General features: G+C 49.9%; 12 protein-coding genes, 1 tRNA gene and 2 pseudogenes. 3 read left to right on the top strand and 12 right to left on the bottom strand.

All coding sequences use genetic code 11. From position 1 onward, the window contains the following. Positions 1 to 11: 11 nt before the first annotated feature. The 4 genes from QLH52_RS00605 to QLH52_RS00590 all read right to left on the bottom strand — a co-directional run bounded on the left by QLH52_RS00605 (position 12) and on the right by QLH52_RS00590 (position 4134). Complete coding sequence (locus QLH52_RS00605) at positions 12 to 2279, bottom strand: EAL domain-containing protein (protein WP_033155834.1); 2268 nt, start codon at positions 2277 to 2279, stop codon at positions 12 to 14. Beyond that, positions 2276 to 2614, bottom strand: coding sequence for a hypothetical protein (locus QLH52_RS00600; RefSeq protein WP_033155833.1), 339 nt, complete (start codon positions 2612 to 2614; stop codon positions 2276 to 2278). The genes QLH52_RS00605 and QLH52_RS00600 overlap by 4 nt, the downstream gene beginning before the upstream one ends. Before the next feature lie 583 nt (positions 2615 to 3197). Beyond that, positions 3198 to 3446 (bottom strand): EexN family lipoprotein, encoded by a 249-nt coding sequence (locus QLH52_RS00595; protein WP_033155832.1) that lies wholly within the window; start codon positions 3444 to 3446, stop codon positions 3198 to 3200. Between the two features lie 286 nt (positions 3447 to 3732). Then, entirely contained in the window at positions 3733 to 4134 is a 402-nt protein-coding gene (locus QLH52_RS00590) for a hypothetical protein (protein ID WP_033155831.1), read from the bottom strand. A gap of 259 nt (positions 4135 to 4393) precedes the next feature. Here QLH52_RS00590 and metG point away from each other — a divergent pair, with 259 nt between their 5' ends. The 3 genes from metG to QLH52_RS00575 all read left to right on the top strand — a co-directional run bounded on the left by metG (position 4394) and on the right by QLH52_RS00575 (position 7297). Then, the gene (gene metG / locus QLH52_RS00585; RefSeq protein WP_319960206.1) at positions 4394 to 6463 is read left to right on the top strand and encodes a methionine--tRNA ligase; all 2070 of its coding nucleotides are present in this window, start codon (positions 4394 to 4396) and stop codon (positions 6461 to 6463) included. 30 nt (positions 6464 to 6493) lie between these two features. Then, a complete protein-coding gene (locus QLH52_RS00580) occupies positions 6494 to 7084 on the top strand; it encodes an RnfABCDGE type electron transport complex subunit B (RefSeq protein WP_319960205.1) in 591 nt (196 codons plus the stop codon). Between the two features lie 136 nt (positions 7085 to 7220). Then, a tRNA-Arg gene (locus tag QLH52_RS00575) sits at positions 7221 to 7297 on the top strand. A 242-nt stretch (positions 7298 to 7539) separates the two neighbouring features. Here QLH52_RS00575 and QLH52_RS00570 read toward each other — a convergent pair. From QLH52_RS00570 to QLH52_RS00535, 8 genes and pseudogenes are all read right to left on the bottom strand, one after another. Beyond that, the gene (locus QLH52_RS00570; protein ID WP_319960204.1) at positions 7540 to 7761 is read right to left on the bottom strand and encodes a hypothetical protein; all 222 of its coding nucleotides are present in this window, start codon (positions 7759 to 7761) and stop codon (positions 7540 to 7542) included. A gap of 478 nt (positions 7762 to 8239) precedes the next feature. Further along, entirely contained in the window at positions 8240 to 8569 is a 330-nt protein-coding gene (locus tag QLH52_RS00565; RefSeq protein ID WP_319960203.1) for a type II toxin-antitoxin system RelE/ParE family toxin, read from the bottom strand. Then, the gene (locus QLH52_RS00560) at positions 8566 to 8841 is read right to left on the bottom strand and encodes a type II toxin-antitoxin system Phd/YefM family antitoxin (RefSeq protein ID WP_319960202.1); all 276 of its coding nucleotides are present in this window, start codon (positions 8839 to 8841) and stop codon (positions 8566 to 8568) included. Before QLH52_RS00560 ends, QLH52_RS00565 begins: the two co-directional genes overlap by 4 nt. Positions 8842 to 8888: 47 nt before the next feature. Next, positions 8889 to 9272, bottom strand: a pseudogene (gene cas6e / locus QLH52_RS00555) (type I-E CRISPR-associated protein Cas6/Cse3/CasE); the annotation flags it as partial. A gap of 22 nt (positions 9273 to 9294) precedes the next feature. After that, positions 9295 to 9363 (bottom strand): annotated as a pseudogene (locus QLH52_RS24565) (hypothetical protein); the annotation flags it as partial. A gap of 770 nt (positions 9364 to 10133) precedes the next feature. Next, positions 10134 to 10757, bottom strand: coding sequence for a tyrosine-type recombinase/integrase (locus QLH52_RS00545; RefSeq protein ID WP_319960201.1), 624 nt, complete (start codon positions 10755 to 10757; stop codon positions 10134 to 10136). Positions 10758 to 11119: 362 nt separating this feature from the next. Continuing rightward, a complete protein-coding gene (locus tag QLH52_RS00540) occupies positions 11120 to 13195 on the bottom strand; it encodes a two-component system response regulator (RefSeq protein WP_205454378.1) in 2076 nt (691 codons plus the stop codon). A 1-nt stretch (position 13196) separates the two neighbouring features. After that, the gene (locus tag QLH52_RS00535; protein ID WP_319960200.1) at positions 13197 to 16190 is read right to left on the bottom strand and encodes a response regulator; all 2994 of its coding nucleotides are present in this window, start codon (positions 16188 to 16190) and stop codon (positions 13197 to 13199) included. Positions 16191 to 16192 lie beyond the last annotated feature (2 nt).

Genomic DNA, 16192 nt, shown 5'->3' with positions numbered 1-16192 from the left:
GCGGCCAGGACTTATTGCCGGCCCAGCAAGGACTGCCGCAACAAGGCCGACGCCTGCTCGGCCGGCACGGGTTTGCTGAAAAAATACCCTTGTCCGTAATTGCACTGCTGTCCACCCAAAAAATCCAACTGACTCTGATCTTCGACGCCTTCGGCCACCAGTTCCAGCTTCAACTGGCCCGCCATGGCCGAAATAGCCGACACAATCGCTCTATCGTTGGCGTCGGTGCAAATATCCTTCACGAACGATTTATCGATTTTTAAGGTATCGAGCGGAAAACGTTTCAAATAACTGAGCGAAGAATAACCGGTACCGAAATCATCCACCGAAATCCGCACTCCCAGCTGCTTGATCTGATTCAGCGTGTCCAGCGTCGTATCCAGCTTATGCATCAAGATGCTTTCGGTAATCTCTAACTCCAACAACTCCGGCGAAAGCTCGGTTTCTTTCAGCACATCCAACACTACATCCAGCAGCTGACGCTGATCTTGGAAACGGTGAAACTGCCGTCCGGACAAATTGACCGCAATTCGAATCGGCATACCGGCCAACTGCCAGGCCCGTGCCTGTTTGCATGCAGTTCGCAATACCCAAGCCCCAATTGGCACGATCAGCCCGGTTTCTTCAGCCAAGCCGATGAATTGATCCGGCATGACGATACCCATGGCGTGATTGTGCCAACGAATCAAGGCCTCCATACCGATGATGCAACCGTTATCGATTTTCACCTGCGGCTGATAGTGCAATACAAGTTCGCCCAACTCCAAGGCCTGACGCAAATGATGCTCGAGCTTCAGATAATGCTGAGCGGCGCTGTTCATTTCCGGGGTAAAAAACTGATAATTATTTTTGCCCAATTTTTTGGCGTGATACAAAGCAGAGTCGGCCTGCGCCAGCAATTCGTCGAACGAAAGCGAATTATCCGGATAAATACTGATACCAATACTGGCCCTTGAATAGATTTGATGCTGTTGAACCTGTAAAGGCTCGTTCAAGGCATGTAATATCTTGATGGCCACTTTGGCGGCATCCAGACTATCTGCAATATTGGGCAGCATAATAATAAACTCATCCCCGCCCATCCTGGAGGGCGTATCGCCTTCCCTCAAACAACCGGAAATTCGCTTGGCAACAGCTCTGAGTAATTCATCACCCACGGCATGCCCAAAGGTATCGTTGATCGCCTTGAAATTATCCAGATCGAGAAATAGAAACGCGATAATGCCTTGCCTGCGCTGCGCTTGCGTAATGAACTGCAACGCTCTATCGGTTAACAAAGTCCGGTTCGGCAACTCGGTAAGCGCATCGAAATGGGCAATATAATCCAGGCGTTGCCGTGCGCGTTTCACTTCCTCAATTTCACGGGCATTATCGATTACTAGCGACAACGAATGCGCAAAACTCAACGCCAACTCTTCATCGTTCTTGGTAAACAGCTCACCACTGTATTTATCGCTGAGATAGATACGCCCATACACCCGGCCTTGATGAGAAATAGGCACCGCCAATAAGGATGTCATCTGCGGATGATGCGGTGGAAAGCCGGCGCTGCGCGAGTCCTTGCCCATATCCGCAAGCCTCAAGGAGACGTTTTCCTCAATGACTACCCCCAACAAGCCCCTCCCCTCAGGTAAATGACCTATTTGCTGAGCTTGCTCGTCGCTGATACCGGCATAAATAAACTCCGTCAACGCGCCGCCGTTGTCAACTATCCCAATAGCACCATAACGAGCATCCAACAAATTACAAAGCGCATCAATGCCGGCCTGCAATAACTCGGTTTCGATTGATGTATGGGCCAACACCCCCAGCAAGCTGCGCGCAGCGTCGTTCAATGCGGCCAGACGCCCAACCCAAACCACCGTTTGCTCGTGGTTGGTTTCCGCCGCAATTTTAAGGCGCATAGTCTCTTTCAGCAGCAGTCGCTCACGGTTCAGCAGAACTTCCAAAATACTTTGCCGGGTAACCACGCCGACGAATTGACCTTTGTTGAGCACAGCCAAGGCTCCCAGCTGATTTTCATCCATCAGACATAGCGCTTTGCGGACGCCAAGCTTGGGAGCGACACTAAGCATAGGCCGATGCTCGACCAAATCTGCAAAAATCCAATTGGGATGTTTTGATATATCGTGATCGGTGGCCAAACCGCAAAACTCTTCCACCGGTGCTTCCCGAAAAACGGCAAAAACGATATTGCGCTCAACGCTGCAAGGCCGCTCCTCCTCCATAACCCGACGAACGTGCGGCCATAAACAATCGCCAACCGCCAGTTGTTTCATAACTTGGTATTTAGCTGAACGGAAATATCCATCTCCGCATGCAATATTTCATCGGCACTCATCAAGGGCTTTATCTGAGTCAACACGAAATCGATTAACGCAGCCTTGCTGATACGTTTTAGCAAGCTCTGTCTTACCAAAAGATCACTGATCACATCGTCATCAAACTCAATATGCTCAAACGGCGCTTTTACCAATAGTTCGATTGCCCGGCGCATGGCGATGCAGCCAATCGGAGACTCCTTGCCTAACACCAACATATCTTTTAACGGCGGAATAGCGTATTCGCCCAAGTTGGCAGAAATATGAATTTGATTTTGGCTGGCTTTGTACATGGTCTAATGGCCGAATTATCTGACAAATTGAAAGGTTAATTTAGCAGATTTTCAGTTTTGAGAATTATTTCAGTAGCAGCCGACGCTAGCTCAGAGACTTCACTTGCCGCTCGACCACGTGCTATGGAAATGAAGAAAGGAAGGACTTAAAAGTTACCGCTAAAATCATGCGCTTTAGCGACTATTCATCCGCAGCGACTAAAGAAAGCACTCGGAAAGAGGGAATTTGCATTGCGTTTGCCGGCTTGCCTAATTAGACGACAGCTGTCAACTAAGCACGCCGGTAAACGCTATCCGGACAATCGATTAAAGGAGGTTGCCCGGTCACAAAACAGGCGGCAGTGACCGCCAAAAACAATTATCTCGGTTCAAACCAAACCGCTCAAAACCTCTATCAAACCGACTCTTAAACTCCCTGGATTCGTCATTCCCGAGAAGGTCGCAACCGTTAAAGAATTCTCAGCGAATCCGGGATAGCCGCTGGGCTCCCGCCTTGGCGGGAGCGACGATATGTAAGAATTGGATTAATCGTTTCGTAAAGTCTTGGCCGGCAAGTTGTCGAACCGAATAGGTTCAACGGGTATCAGTTGCCACCTTTGAAGGTAATTTCCAGCGCGTGCAAGGCATTAGCGCAATTAGCGCTGCCTTGAATAGCCGGATCATCGTGACAAGCTTGGTTTTGGGTACGCGCCTCTTTAATGTTGGCCACATACCAAGCGACGGTTTTGACATCCTCGCCAGCCGCTTCATTGGCATTAGTAACATTCAACGCCGTAGTCAAACCCAGCGCGGCAACGGCAGCGGCTATTATCATCATGTGTGCTTTTTTCATAAAAACTCCTTGGCTTCTCGATTATCGGGGGAACGATTAACGCCCATGCAAACCCGCATGAGCTGGCGATAATCTAGCAAAGAATCCTAACGTTTAAAATGTGGCCGATTGCCGCGCGACAATATGTCTCTACAGTGCGGCATATCACACAATTTTGCACAAAAAGCCCTAAATGCGGCTGACAAAAAGCGTTAATAACAAATGGCCGCAAAACACAGCGGGACAGCCCAGGCAGGTTTGTTGGAGAAAAGACGGCGCAATAAGCCAAAGCCATTGCGCCAGGGATTTATTTGATTTTGACCAGTTCCTTACCATTGCTGGAGAAACTGCAGATACCGGCTGCGAAATAAGTACATTCGTCCGATTGCTCCAGCTTGGCACCGTTAGGCGTCAGATGAATTTTCACTGAGCACGAGCGCGCTTCGCCCTCAATGTGCTTTTTCAAGACCAATTCGTTTTCACCAACACTTTTAGCCTCATCGGATACCGTTGCGGAACAAGCGTGCTTGCCGGCTTCATCGGGATTGGGTTCGAAATCCACATCCACCGTGGCGTTAATGTCTTTTCCCAAGGTCGTAATCTTCAAATGCTGTACATGATTGCCGTCGCGCAACAGATAATGGTCAGTAGCCGCCGCCGCAGTACCGGAAGCCAGCATCGCGATGGCCAGAAACAACGTTTTTCTCATGATGTTACCTCTTCTTATAAGTTTAAGTGATTCAAAAAGGGCTAAGGCCGATCCGACTTTAAGTATGCCATGCCGGACGGTATAGCGCTTAAGCTGGAGGCTTGGTTGGGATTGTACCTTACTGATCCCTATTACCAAACATCCCTAGCCCCCGCATCAGGGTAACGCGCCGGCAATCGGCAAACCGCTGCCCAAACCATGAAAGCCCTGGCGATTTATGCCATAATCCGCCCTCATTTTCCCAGGCTGTTTTAACCCCATGTCTAACCGAAAAATCCTTGTTACCAGCGCCTTACCGTATGCCAACGGCCCTATCCACTTGGGCCACCTTGTCGAATACATTCAAACCGACATCTGGGTGCGGTTCCAGAAACAACGCGGGCAAAATTGCTACTACGTCTGCGCCGACGACACCCACGGCACACCGATCATGCTTAGAGCCGACAAGGAAGGCATTACCCCGGAACAACTGATCGCCGATGTGGAAAAGCAGCATCGCGCTGATTTCCAGGAGTTTGGTGTCGCGTTTGACCAATACCACAGCACCCATTCGCCCGAAAACAAAGAATACTCCGCGCTGATCTACAAACGCCTGCGCGCCGGCGGCCACATCAGCCAACGCAGCATTACCCAGGCCTACGATCCGGTGAAAAACATGTTCCTGCCGGACCGTTTCATCAAGGGCGAATGCCCGAAATGCGGCGCGGCCGACCAATACGGCGACAGCTGCGAAGCCTGCGGCGCCACCTATTCGCCCACCGAACTGAAAAACGCCGTTTCAGCCATCTCCGGCGAACGCCCCATCGAAAAAGATTCAGAGCATTATTTCTTCGAACTCGGCCATTTCGCCGAGATGCTGCGCGACTGGACCACCGCCGGCCACTTGCAACCGGAAGTCAGCAACAAGATGGCCGAATGGCTGGAAAACGGCCTACAGCAGTGGGATATTTCCCGCGACGCGCCGTATTTTGGTTTCGAAATTCCGGACGCGCCGGGCAAATATTTTTACGTCTGGCTGGATGCGCCCATCGGTTACATGGCCAGCTTCAAGCACTTCTGCGACCGCCAAGGCCTGGACTTCGACCAGTTTTGGCAAAAAGACAGCACCACCGAGCTGTACCATTTCATCGGCAAGGACATCATTTACTTCCACGCCCTGTTCTGGCCGGCCATGCTGCACGGCGCAGACTTTAGAACACCCAGCGCGATCTTCGCCCACGGCTTTTTAACCGTCAACGGCGAGAAAATGTCCAAATCGCGCGGCACCTTCATCAAGGCCCGCACCTACCTGGACCATCTCAATCCGGAATATCTGCGCTATTACTTCGCCGCAAAACTCAGCGCCGGCGTCGATGACATCGACTTGAGCTTCGACGATTTCAGCCAGCGTGTCAATTCCGACTTGGTCGGCAAAGTGGTTAATATCGCCAGCCGTTGCAGCGGCTTCATCGCCAAGCGTTTCGACGGCCTGCTTTCGGCAGAATGCGCCGAACCGGCCTTATTCCAGCAGTTTGTCGACGCCAACAGCACGATTGCCGATTTATACGAAAGTCGCGAGTTCGGTAAAGCGATGCGCGAAATCATGGCGCTGGCCGATAAAGCCAATCAGTATATCGACGAGAAAAAGCCCTGGCTGATCGCCAAAGAAGAAGGCAAAGATGCCGAGCTGCATGCTGTATGCAGCATGGGCGTCAACCTGTTTCGACTGCTGGTCGTATATTTACGCCCGGTCATTCCAACGCTGGCAACCAATGCCGAAAGCTTTTTAAACATCCCGGCGCAAAGCTGGCCGAGCGATGCTCAACCGCTGCTCGACCATAAAATCAACAGCTTCGTACCGTTGATGACCCGCGTAGAGCCGGACAAAATCGCCGCGATTGTAGAAGCCTCCAAAGAAAATCTGGAAAAGACGCCACCGGTTGTAGCCAAGCCAGGCAAACAAGCTGCCGCAGTGGAAAACAATCCCGAGCAAGTAGCAAAAGCGATAGCCGAGCCGATTGCTGAAGCGATCGAGATCGAAGACTTTGCCAAAATTGATTTGCGCATCGGTCGCATCGTCAAAGCCGAATCGGTGGAAGGCGCCGAAAAGCTGCTGCAACTGACGGTGGATTTGGGGACCGAAACCCGCAATATCTTCGCCGGCATTAAATCGGCTTACGCCCCGGAAGAACTGGAAGGCAAATTGACCGTGGTAGTGGCCAATCTAAAGCCGCGCAAAATGCGCTTCGGCACCTCGGAAGGCATGGTATTGGCGGCCGGCCCCGGCGGCAAAGACATCTGGGTGCTGTCGCCGGACCAAGGCGCGCAACCGGGCATGCGGGTTAAATAAAGCAAGAGGCCGCAAGACAGCTTATTGGTCATGAGCGAGCAACACGAGGCATCTCTAGCCGTACAGATCGACGCGCTGCTACCGCAAACCCAGTGCCGCAAATGCGGTTACCAGGGATGCCGGCCGTATGCGCAAGCTATCGCAAACGGTGAAGCCGACATAAACCAGTGTCCGCCGGGCGGTGACCAGGGTGTCCGTCTACTGGCGGATTTCCTGAACGTCCCCGCCAAACCGTTGAATCCGGCGTTCGGTATGACGCAGCCTTTGCAAGTGGCCGTAATCGACGAGGCAAATTGCATAGGCTGCACCAAATGCCTGCCGCCTTGCCCCACCGACGCCATTCTCGGTGCATCTAAGCAGATGCATACCGTCATCGCCACCTTATGCACCGGTTGCGAATTATGCATCGCCCCCTGCCCGGTCAACTGCATCAGCATGATCCCGGCAAACGCCCAATGGACCGCCGCTAATGCGGAGCAATCCAGACAGCGCCACCAAGCCAAAAACCGGCGCCAAGCCAAAGCGGAAGCGGAAAAGTCCGAACGGCTGAATCGGCAAAAACAGCTGCTGGCGAAACTTAATAAAGGAAAAAACCGCTGTTTAAGCCAGGATTGGCAATGACTTTAACGGCATTTAATCTTATAATGGCGCGCTTACCCGATTCGGTCCAGTGGCCGATACGTATCCTGAAAGGAAATCCCCTTGGGTTTTCAGGGTTAGGGTAAAAAGCCTAAACCGCTTGACTGCAAATCACATAGCGCCCGTAGCTCAGCTGGATAGAGCGCAGCCCTCCGGAGGCTGAGGCCAGAGGTTCGAATCCTCTCGGGCGCGCCATTTGACATGTTTCCCACCCTATCTTGACTCTGCGTACGATGGTGCCGAGAGGCCTTTAGTAGCAAATAGTCTTTTGCCATGCCCGGCAAACCCGCTTCCGAAACCCTGATCTAATGGGCATTTAATATTAGCCTGCCCCTTAACGTCTCTGGAGTCGCCATACCCGCGAAAGCAGAAATCCAAAATAGCCGCTGGGTTATGGTTATAGCTGGAAAATCGATATTTAAAGACTAATAAACAGGCTAATCCGGATTGAAGTCACTCAAGGCGTTTTCAAGTTCCTCCAACAGGGTCTTTAACACTTCGGCTTCTTGAAGCAAATGGCTATTTTCTTGGCGGACGGCTGGCCCCGGAACGGTTTCCGCCTTAATGCTTGGTTTATCCGCTGCCGATTTAGCCGGCATATCGGTTAATAAAGCTTCAAGCCCGCGGCCCAGGCCGCGTTTGGGTGGAATATTATTCATATCAATTTAATGACAACAACAAATCCGCAGCACTTGCGGCCGCTTAAGGCCATCATCTCCAGCGCATAGACCCTGGTAACTTCGGCGAAGTGTTGCTGCAACATCAAATAAACTCCTCTTCTAATCCCGGGGAACCGAGCCAATACAAACTGGGGCAACGAATACCAGAGAACCTCCATTTCGCCGGCGAACAAGGCATTTTAGCAATTTCCCTGCCGGCAAGCCGATCAGAAATAGCGGTTGTAACAGAATACGCCCCGCATTCCATGCCTCGACACTTACACCAGTGTCACGAATCGATATTAGGAAAGGCAACAGCAGTAAGTCATTCCTCCCCGCGGGTGCGGGGAACGGCGTACAGACTACAATCGCTTCCACCCGAACGTCGGTTCATCCCCGCGGTGCGGGGAATGCGTCGGGCACCGTTTGACAAACCTCTAGCAAAGCGGTTCGTCCTTAATTTTCTTGGTTGTGTCTGCTAGAGAACTCCGATCAGACGCTGGGTTAATAGCGTTTGCATATCGCTCCGCCCATCCAGAATGGCATGGACGACCACTTGTTCAGGCATGCGTTGATAGATGATGCGATAGGGTTTTACGATGATTTGTCGATATTGGCGTATGCCCAAACCCAGTAACTCTTTAGGTACGGTTCCACGCTCGTTCAAGTCCGCGAGGCTATTGACGGCTGTTTCGAGGGCGTCGATGATTTTTGCTGCCACCTTATCACTGACTCCCACTAGGAAATAATCATTGATAGCCAGCAAATCGGCCAAGGCCGGTTCGGTCAGCCTTACCGGGACACTCATGCCAAGCCGCGCTGTTCGCGTAAATGACTAAACGCCTCTGCGCTGGACACCGTTTTGCCTTCCGCTAGCGCTTGCTGACTTTGCGCCAACATTTTCAGCAAGGCCAGGGTTTCCTGAGTTTGCTCGTAATCGACTACCGACTGTACCACCATCGCCGCCTCGCCGTTTTGGGTGATGACCATAGGCTGATGATCGGCTTTTAATTTTTCGATCACCTCAGCGGCGTTGGCTTTTAAGTAACTGATGGGTTTTATGTTTTCGGATAGTTTCATTTGGTTTTGCTCGCAATGAAATAAATTCAGACTGAATTAAGTCCGAATTATAACCGCCGCACCATCAACAAACCACAGCCAAATGCCTTGGCCCGGCCCAGGCCGGTGAACAGGGTTTAGCGGAAAATGATTTGCATAAGTCGATCTCACACTCTGGCAATCGATAACAAACCGCAACCAAAGGCTTTGGCCGAGCCGATGACTTGCATCACTTGCGATTCGAATTCGGCCGGATCGGTTACCGTGATGACACCATCAAACAAAACCGTTTGTATTTTGCCGCTACGGCCTTCCTTGGCTTTGCGAAAATAGGTGACCGGTTCTGGTTGGATAATCAAAGTTTCCAACTGGGCAAAATCCTTTAGCTTGCACCAACCAAGCTTGCTGCTGTTCTTCGTGTAACAAAGGCACACGGACGGTTTTGGTAAAGGTTTTGCCCTGTTTTTCGACCATACCTTTGCTGCTGTCTTTGATAGTTTTGATCGGATTGGCACGCAACCGAAAGCGTATCGCCGGTTTCATTTCTTGTTCGCGGTACGAGCAAAATCAATCCGGAAAAAGCGACACTAACGAAGCCTTCATGGGCAACCATAGAAGGTTCGAGCGTACCAACGAAGCATTCTAGTGTACGCACGGGAGACTCGGATGTACGCCCGAAACGGTTGGCGGCACTCACGGGAGGTCTGGACGCACGCACAGACCGTTTGGGGGCGTCCACAGAACGCGCGTCGGCACCTCCGAAACGCTTGTGCGCACCGACAATCCCTCTGTAAGCCCCCACAAAGCGTTGCCCCCCAATGACTACCCATTACCCGGTTGTATTACCATCAGCCAGACATAATCTAAGGCCTTGTTCCAACCCTGGCCACCAAAAGGGAGTTAACGGAATTTTTCAGGGTCGGTGATTTGCAGTTCCCCTGTGAAATTGACGGAGCTGAAGCCGGATTTTTCCGCCTTTTTGGGCGGCCTTTTGCTGTAAACCATACAAAGCTTAGCGTTTTGCAGCCTGAGTATTCCGATGAAATCCGCCACCGATTCCTATGTCTAAACCAACAGCGTATTCCAATCGAAACGCATCAACGTCGCCGACCGGCCATTACCTGCCGGTCGAGGTCACTATCCAATTTCAACTATTTAAGGCCTCCGATATCCAATTGAATGTCCGGTATTCGGCGAGCAAATTGAAATTGTCGATGTCTCACCCAGACCAAAACCCATTCGCTTTACCAAGGCCAAATCAATGTGTTGATGGGTAGCAGCCATAAAAATGACTGCTACCGGGTTAATGAGCGCTAAATTTCAGTCTGCTCTGAAATTTCAAGCGCATCGTCAACCTCAATGCCGAGATACCTAACAGTGCTTTCCAGCTTAGTATGGCCCAGCAATAACTGAACGGCCCTTAAATTTTTCGTCCGACGATAAATTAAGGTCGCCTTTGTGCGGCGCATGGTATGAGTGCCATAAGCAGCCGGATCAAGACCAATGGATGTTACCCAATGTTCAACTATTCGCGCATATTGTCGTGTGGAAAGGTGAGGTGACCGATGAATTCGACTGTTAAAAAGATACTCATCAGATTTTAATTGCGCTTGTTTAATCCAGTTTGCTAAAGACTCTCTAGTTTGTTCCGTTATCTCAAATTGAACCGGTCGATGCGTTTTCTGCTGCATGACCATTGCGCGTAATAACACCCGGCCACCTTGAGCCACATCGCAGACTTTAAGCTTGACCAAATCACAGCCTCGGAGCTTGCTATCAATGGCAAGATTGAATAACGCTAGTTCGCGTGTATTTTTGGCCATTTGTAAACGCATCCGAATGGCCCAGATTTCCTTCAATTTTAGTGGCGATTTTTGTCCAATCAACTTGCCTTTATTCCAGGGTGTGTGCTGATTGTTTTGATTTTCCGGGTTCATGACATACTCCTAGCTTTTGTTTAAGGAGATTTATTGTCAAACTACTAAATTGAATCTGCTGGAACGGGCGCTGACGGCCAAATTGCAGACTGTCGCGCTTTTCAAGTCAACGGCAGGTGAAAGTCACTGAGCTACTATTCAAAGTTAAGATCAGACTGTGTTATGAATATATAGCTGGATGTGATCATCTGGTGCTCAATGTCAAGCATATCTCATGCAAGGAAAAGTCATCGGACGGCCTACCTCAGGGAAAACTTGAATCTACAAGTAATACATACTGGTCGTGAGTAAAGAGTAGTTCTAATATCGACCCGCAACTCTAGGGTATTTCCCGTTGAGCCCCCCTTACACCACTAAATTACTCACAGCCAATCACGCAAATATTTCTCGAACTCACGTTTTGGCATAGGTTTAGCAAAGTAAAAACCCTGTACTTCATCGCAGCCATGTGCGATCAGAAACGCCAATTGCTCTTGGGTTTCGACACCTTCCGCAATCACCTGAAATCCCAAATTGTGTGCCAAGCCAATAGTCGCTGCGGCAATGGCACCATTGTTTTTGTCGTGCATATCCCCGGAAATATCCCGCACAAACGCGGCATCGATTTTCAATCGGTCGAGGGGTAAGTTTTTCAATTGACCCAGTGATGAATACCCTTGGCCGAAATCGTCCAGCGCCACCATAATACCGCCTTCCCGAAAAGACTGGAGTAAGGCGCCAGCGTCGCCGGGGGATGTCATCACTGCGGTCTCGGTAATTTCCAACTCCAATTCCAATTTTTCCCTGGGGAGGCCTGTTTTTGCCAATACGGAAGCTACCAATTCGGAAAAATGTTTATTCTGAAACTGTTTTGCCGAAACATTGACGCTGATTCTTTTTAACGGAAACCCTTCCCGTATCCAACTAACTCCCTGTTCACAGGCATGTTCCAGCACCCATTCGCCAATTTTATAGATTTGATTGGTTTCTTCAGATAAGGGAATGAATACGGCGGGAGAAATAAAGCCCTTTTCCGGATGCTGCCAACGCAACAATACTTCCGCGCCGATGAGATGCAGGTCGGGTAAAGAAAACTGTGGCTGGTAATACAACTCGAACTGTTGGTTTTCCACCGCAAAATGCAGCTGATTTTCCAAATCCATACGTTCATGCGCATGCCGATTCATTTCAGCCGAAAAAAACCGAAAGCCATCGCCGCCCTCGGATTTGGCAAAATACATGGACATATCGGCATTTTTCATCAAGCCTTCCATGTGCTGGGCATTGTCGGGATAAATCGCAATGCCGATACTGGTTGCGGTGCGCAAGTTAGTACCCGCCAATCCGAAAGGACGTTGCAAATTTTCGCAGATCTTTTGCGCTACCGAGGCCGCCATACTCTGTATGTTTTCGCCTCTCAGCACCACGACAAATTCGTCGCCCCCCAGTCTGGCAACCAAATCATTTTTCCGTATGCTGGATTTGATACGGTTCGCCACCTGTATCAACAATTCATCGCCGATCGAATGACCCAGGGTGTCGTTGATATTTTTAAAGCGGTCCAAGTCCAATAACATGACCGCCAATTGCTCTGATTGGCGCTTGGCAATCATCATGGATTGCTCCAAAAATACCTGTAAATGCAGGCGGTTGGGTAATCCCGTCAATGGATCGTGATGAGCCAGATGCTGGATGTGGGCTTGCGCTTCCTTGATATTGCTGATGTTTATGTAACTGGCCAAATAAAATTCGATGTTGCCTGTGCGGTCGCGCACCACCGATATGGTTGCCATTTTAGGATAGATATCCCCCGACTTACTTCTGTCCCACAACTCCCCCTGCCAGAACCCATTTTTATGAATCGCCTCCCACATTGAGGTATAGACTTCACGTTCGGTTTGTCCGGAGGACAGGAAGCGAGGATCCTTACCCAAGGCTTCGGATTTATCGTACCCCGTCAATGCGACAAAGGCCGAATTGACGTCGATAATGCGGTTATGTTGATCGGTAATCAGAATCGCCTCGCCACTATGTTCAAACACGTGGGCCGCCAAACGCAACTGAATGCGATCAGCATAGCGTTGTATTTGATTACGCACTCTTACCGTGAGTACGTTGGGTGATATGGGTTTGAACAGATAATCATCCGCGCCTAGATGCAATCCGGCTAGCTCGCTTTGTTCGGACGCGTCGGCACTCAATAAAATCACCGGAATATCACTGATTTGTAAATCGTCCCGCATGCGGCGAAGCACTTCTATACCATTCATACCAGGCATTTTGACATCCAGCAAAACTAACTTGGGCTTATCCGGTTGTTGCAATAATTTCAATGCATCCAGGCCGCTGGTCGCGGTCTTTAGCCGGTAATCGGCCTTCAGCGCCGAGACGAGAACGTGCAGATTGGCCGGTAAATCGTCTACCAGCAAAACGAGTGGTTTATCGGGTTGTTCCGCCATATTACTCATCATGCTTGTTCGTAAAATTGGACATTAACACCGTTAAGACTTCACCGGCCCCTTGGTGATCGAAGTGACTCAGATAATGTTGCAATTGGCGTAATCCAGGCGAATACGGCAATTCAGAATCAGCAAGTTGAGCCAGTAGTGCTTGTAAATCATCCGGAATCACTTCCTGTTTGCTGATAAACCGTTCCAGCTCTCCCAGGAATTCGGTTATGGAAACGGATTCCGCCACCTGGTTATCCATATTGGGTGGCGTGTAATCCATAAGATATTGTTGTATCTGCGTCCGAGTTTCTAACAGAGTGGCTTCAAAATGAGCGCGAGATAGTTTGCCGCCGACTTTCACTTCCTCGAGCACGCGCCGACAAGCTTCGGCCAAACCAACAGCGCCAAGATTGGCGGAGACGCCTTTTAGTCCATGAATCAACTCAATGAGGGCCTCGGTATCCGCGTCCGAGATCAATGTCTCGAAACGTTTTGCAATAAACTGACACCGCTCGCTGAAATGTAACAAGAGCCGCTGCTGTAACACTTTGTCTCCATCTAAACGATGTAGGCCTTGCGCCAAATCCAGGATGGATTCATTGCGCAGCACAGTCGAATTCGCCAACTCGGCTTGGTCAGAAACGAGAAAATACCGGCTCATTACCCGCAGCAAATCCTCGGGTTCCACCGGTTTGGAAATAAAATCGTCCATACCCGCATCCGCGCATTTTTTCCTATCTTCCTCCAATACAGCTGCGGTCATGGCCACAATAGGCAGATTTTGACCTTGGGGTAGTTCGCGAATTAATTGTGTGGCTTCGATTCCTCCCATAACCGGCATATGCAAATCCATGAAAACCAGATCGAAGGTTTTATGCTTGATTATCTCCACGGCTTCGCCGCCATGCGAAGCAACCGTGACGGCTACACCCCGTTTTTTCATAAAATTGGCAGCGACTTCCTGATTTAGCTCATGATCCTCGACCAGCAATACCCGCAACCCGTTGAAGGTTCGATCAGTATGTTTATCGCGGTCGTTCGTTTCAGGCGCTTGACGACGCAATAGTGCATCGAACAATATGGAGGGCACGATCGGTTTATTTAAAATGCCATCCACACATTCGACGCCCGAACTATTTAGCAAAGTTTGTTTATCATAAGCTGTCACCATCAGCAGTTTTAATTCGACTTCCTTGCCGCCCTGCTTCAGTTGCCTCTTAATTTCCGTTGCTACTTCCAAACCGTTCTTTCCAGGCATTCGCCAATCCAACAATACCGCATAAAAAGGTTGGTTCTCCCAATCTGCTTGGGCGAGCAGCAGCAAAGCTTCATCGCCGGACTCAGCAGTAACTGCTTGAATTCCCCAAGCCGTCAATAATCGCGACAAGATATGGCGTGAGGTCTCTTGATCGTCCACCACCAGCACGCGCTTGCCACGTAAACGCTGCAAATCGTGGTGAGCTTTGTACGGAAGTTGCATTTCATCGGGTACCACCCCGGCTTTGATGGTGAACTTGAAAGTGGCACCATGACCGAACACACTGCTTACCTGAATGTCGCCGCCCATCAGTTCGACCAGCTTTTTGACGATCGATAAACCAAGTCCGCTGCCACCAAATTTACGCGTTGTGGAGTTATCGGCCTGCACAAAAGGTTTAAAGAGCAATTTAATGTGCTCCGACGAAATGCCTATCCCGGTGTCTTTCACAGTAAAGCTTAGTAAGAGCGACTCACCATCTCGACGTTCGGTTTGCACCGACACATATATCTCGCCGTGATCGGTAAATTTGACGGCGTTGCCGAGCAGATTGTTAAGTATTTGCGCCAACCGCAAGGCATCTCCGCTGATATACAACGGCGTGTCCGGATCAATCTCAACAAATAGTTCTATACCTTTTTCTTCAATTTGAGCGCCGAACAAATTGGACACTTCCATCAGAACGGCTTCCAGTTTGACCGGTACCTGTTCCAGCACCATGTAGCCGGATTCAAACCGGGAAAAGTCCAGAATATCGTTAATTATGCGCACCAAGGCCTGGCTGGATGTGGATACCTTGTTAAGCTGATCGCGTTGATCATGGGTTAATTCGGTTTCCAACACTTGGCGGGTTAGGCCTAACATCGCATTCATCGGGGTACGAATTTCGTGGCTCATATTGGCCAGAAATTGCGATTTGGCAATCGCCGCTGCGTTGGCAGCCTCTTCGGCGCGTTTTAGCTTGCTGACATCCGCCCGGATCGCAAAATAACGTTTGGGTTTACCGTCTTTACCCATGTCGGGCACTATCGTGGTCGATACCCAATACAAATCGCCATTCTTGGCTCGATTGCAAATATCACCTGCCCAGATTTTACCCCTAGTAATACTGCGAAACATATCGCGGAAGAACTCTTTCGGATGAACCCCAGAATTAATCAAGCGATGATTATTCCCTAACAGCTCCTCGCGACCGTATTGACTAATCCGGCAAAACAAATCATTGACATAAGTAATCGTCCCTTTTGCATCGGTAATAGCCACTATGGCATGCTGATCCAACGCAGACTTCTGGAAATTCATTTCAGCCAAGTTTTCGAGCAACTGTTTATCACGTTTAACCGCGGCGGTAATATCGGTGATCTGGATCAGGCACAACTGGCTATGTTCATTGACATTTAACGGTTGGACTTTAAGCTGCTGATCGATTGCCGCTCCAGAACTAGAAAACAAGGGCAGGATGTTTGGATTTAAGGTGTGTGAAATAACCGAACTCATGCCACGGCTCAGCGCCAACTTTACGGCTCGACCCAGGCTGCCACTCATGGCGCGGGGAAATATCTCCCGTAATTGTTTGCCCTTTATCTCTTCAAGTTTCAGGCCGCTGAATTTAGTGACCCAGTTATTCCAATCTATAACATACCCTTGTGTATCGAGCACGATCAATCCAAACTGGCAATTCTCGAAAATAGCTGGATATAGCTCTTGAATCAATGTATTGCCGCTGGCCATCAGTGTTTGTTCCAAAA

Origin of the sequence: Methylomonas defluvii, from assembly GCF_033949435.1 — a bacterium.
Lineage (GTDB): Bacteria > Pseudomonadota > Gammaproteobacteria > Methylococcales > Methylomonadaceae > Methylomonas > Methylomonas defluvii.
This window is presented reverse-complemented; position numbering and strand designations above follow the sequence as displayed.